The sequence below is a fragment of the Staphylococcus sp. EG-SA-2 genome (genome assembly GCF_017152085.1).
In genome coordinates this window covers 1-3,060 of the sequence record NZ_JACYHC010000561.1, presented here as the reverse complement: position 1 = coordinate 3,060, position 3,060 = coordinate 1, and the positions used below count along the sequence as shown (strand labels likewise).

Here is a 3,060-nt window from a genome sequence, read left to right as displayed (position 1 = left end):
ATTTTAAATATAAGCGCAATTTATCTTAATTAATTAGTTGGTTAGGCCAATAAAAATTATAAAGATATTTGCGCTTTTTAAATAATTTGTGATGTTGATATGTGAAAAATACAACTAACAATTAAAAGCCAAGAGGATTTAATCATAAAATTCCCTCTAGTATTATTAATATTGGAATTTGAACTTAACTTTGCATCAAAAATAAAAATGGGGGTGTGAAATGATGATTCATTCAAAAAGGTTGAGGCTCTGGCTGTATTTAGTATTATTAGCTGTTTTTATTAGCGCGTGTGGTATGAAAGAAGATAAACAAATTAAAGAAAATTTCAACAAAACATTGAGTTTATATCCAACCAAGAATCTCGATGATTTTTATGATAAAGAAGGATTTCGAGATCAAGAGTTTGAAAAAGGAGATAAAGGGACTTGGATTGTTGATTCTGAGATGGTAGTTGAGCTGAAGGATAAAAAAATGGAATCTAGAAGTATGGTGCTCTATATAAATCGTAATACTAGAACAACGAAAGGTAATTTTATTGTTAGAGAATTGTGGGAAGATAGTAAAGGGTATGCACAAAGTAAAGATACAAAATATCCAGTGAAAATGGAACATAATCGAATTATCCCAACCAAACCGATAGCTGATGATAAATTAAGAAAAGAAATCGAAAACTTTAAGTTTTTTGTACAATACGGTGACTTTAAAGATATTAATGATTATAAAGATGGTGACATATCATATAATCCCAATGTACCTAGTTATTCGGCGGAATATCAATTGAGTAACAATGACTACAATGTGAAGCAACTTAGAAAGAGGTATGATATACCAACTAAGAAAGCACCTAAATTATTAATAAAAGGCGATGGTGATTTAAAAGGATCATCTATAGGACACAAAAATTTAGAGTTTACCTTTGTAGAAAATAAAGAAGAAAACATCTATTTTACGGATAGTATTAATTTCAAACCTACTAAATAGGGTTAATAGAAGTTTGGAATGAAAATTTCATAAAGTGTTCAAAATGATTTTTCGTTTTAGTTGTGTAAATTAAAGATTGAGTCAGTATTAAAAATATAAGGTGGAGAAATGATGATGCATTCAAAGAAATTAACGCTCGGTATATGCTTGGTATTACTCATTATATTGATTGTAGGTTATGTCATTATGACAAAAGCAAATGGTCAAAACGCCCAAATTAAAGACACATTTAATCAAACATTAAAATTATATCCAACCAAAAATCTCGATGATTTTTACGATAAAGAAGGCTTTCGAGATCAAGAATTTAAAAAGGGTGATAAAGGTACTTGGATAGTTAATTCTGGAATGAACATCCAATTAAAAGGAGGAGCCTTAAAATCCAGAGAGATGGTACTTTACATCAATCGTAACACTAGAACAACGAAAGGATATTTTATAGTAGGTGAGATAACTAAAGATAAAAAAGGATATACACATGATAAAGATAAAAAATACCCTGTCAAGATGGAACATAATAAAATCATACCAACAAAACCTATAAAAGACGAGAAGTTAAAAAAAGAAATTGAAAACTTCAAGTTTTTTGTACAATATGGCAACTTTAAAGATTTTAAAGATTATAAAAATGGGGATATTTCATACAATCCAAACGTACCAAGTTATTCGGCAAAATATCAATTAAGTAATGATGATTATAATATCCAACAATTAAGAAAAAGATATGATATACCGACTAAAAAAGCACCAGAACTATTGTTGAAAGGTGATGGCGATTTAAAAGGTTCATCCATAGGCTCTAAAGACTTAGAATTTACCTTTGTACAAAATAAAAGAGAGAATATCTATTTTACAGATTCGGTTGAATTTACTCCAAGCGAGGATACAAGTTATGAGTCAAACTAAATAGGGTTAATAGAAGTTTGGATTGAAAATTTCATAAAGTGTTAAAAAATTTTTCGCTTTAAATGTATAAATTAAAGATTGAGTCAGTATTAAAAATATAAGGTGGAGAAATGATGATTCATTCAAAAAGGTTAAAATTGTGTCTATGCCTGATAATACTATCTGTTTTTATAGGCGCTTGCGGAATGAAAAAAGAAGAAAGTAGTAAAGATAAACAAATTAAAGAAAATTTCAACAAAATATTGAGTTTATATCCAACCAAAAATCTTGAAGACTTCTATGATAAGGAAGGCTTTCGTGACGAAGAGTTTGAAAAAGGTGACAAAGGCACTTGGATAATTCACTCTAAAATGATTATTGAGACAAATAATAGCAATATGGAATCTAGAGGAATGGTGCTCTATATAAATCGTAATACTAGAACAACGAAAGGTAATTTTGTTGTTAGAGAAATAACCGAGGATAGTAAAGGGTATTCACATAGTAAAGATACAAAATATCCAGTGAAAATGGAACATAATAGAATCATTCCAACCAAACCGATAGCTGATGATAAATTAAGAAAAGAAATCGAAAACTTTAAATTCTTTGTACAATACGGTGACTTTAAAGATATTAATGATTATAAAGATGGTGACATTTCATATAATCCGAATGTGCCAAGTTATTCAGCAAAGTATCAATTAAGTAATGATGACTATAATGTGAAGCAACTTCGAAAAAGATATAATATTCCAACCAACAAAGCTCCGAAACTATTATTGAAAGGTGATGGTGATTTAAAAGGCTCATCTGTAGGGTCAAAAAATCTAGAATTTACCTTTGTAGAAAATAAAGAAGAAAACATTTATTTTACAGATTCTGTACAATATACTCCAAGTGAGGATACAAGTTATGAGTCAAACGGAATATCAAATAAATCCTGGTAATATAACAAGTAACTCTGAAGAAACAAGTTCGATATCTAAAGTGAGCTGTGAAATATAGGTAGCCATTTCAAAAAATTTAAAGGTGAATTTGATAATGTAGCTCAAGGAGATTGGGGTAAAAAGGCGAAGAATGAACTGGATGATATTAGTAAGAAATTAAAAAATATTCAAAGAACGGAAGTTTAATATTCTAGCCGATTCCTGAAACTAAGACAGCATGCGTTCATTCATGCCATTATTAAT

General features: G+C 29.2%; 3 protein-coding genes. All 3 read left to right on the top strand.

Annotated features, from left to right (window positions below; genetic code table 11):
- Positions 1–223 precede the first annotated feature (223 nt).
- The 3 genes from IDG60_RS09590 to IDG60_RS09580 all read left to right on the top strand — a co-directional run bounded on the left by IDG60_RS09590 (position 224) and on the right by IDG60_RS09580 (position 2,817).
- Positions 224–982, top strand: a complete 759-nt coding sequence (locus IDG60_RS09590; protein WP_000581910.1) for a tandem-type lipoprotein — start codon at positions 224–226, stop codon at positions 980–982.
- A gap of 111 nt (positions 983–1,093) precedes the next feature.
- Entirely contained in the window at positions 1,094–1,888 is a 795-nt protein-coding gene (locus IDG60_RS09585; RefSeq protein ID WP_000972286.1) for a tandem-type lipoprotein, read from the top strand.
- Positions 1,889–2,001: 113 nt separating this feature from the next.
- Positions 2,002–2,817: a tandem-type lipoprotein gene (locus tag IDG60_RS09580; RefSeq protein WP_001826866.1), complete on the top strand. Its 816-nt coding sequence runs from the start codon at positions 2,002–2,004 to the stop codon at positions 2,815–2,817.
- Positions 2,818–3,060: the final 243 nt, after the last annotated feature.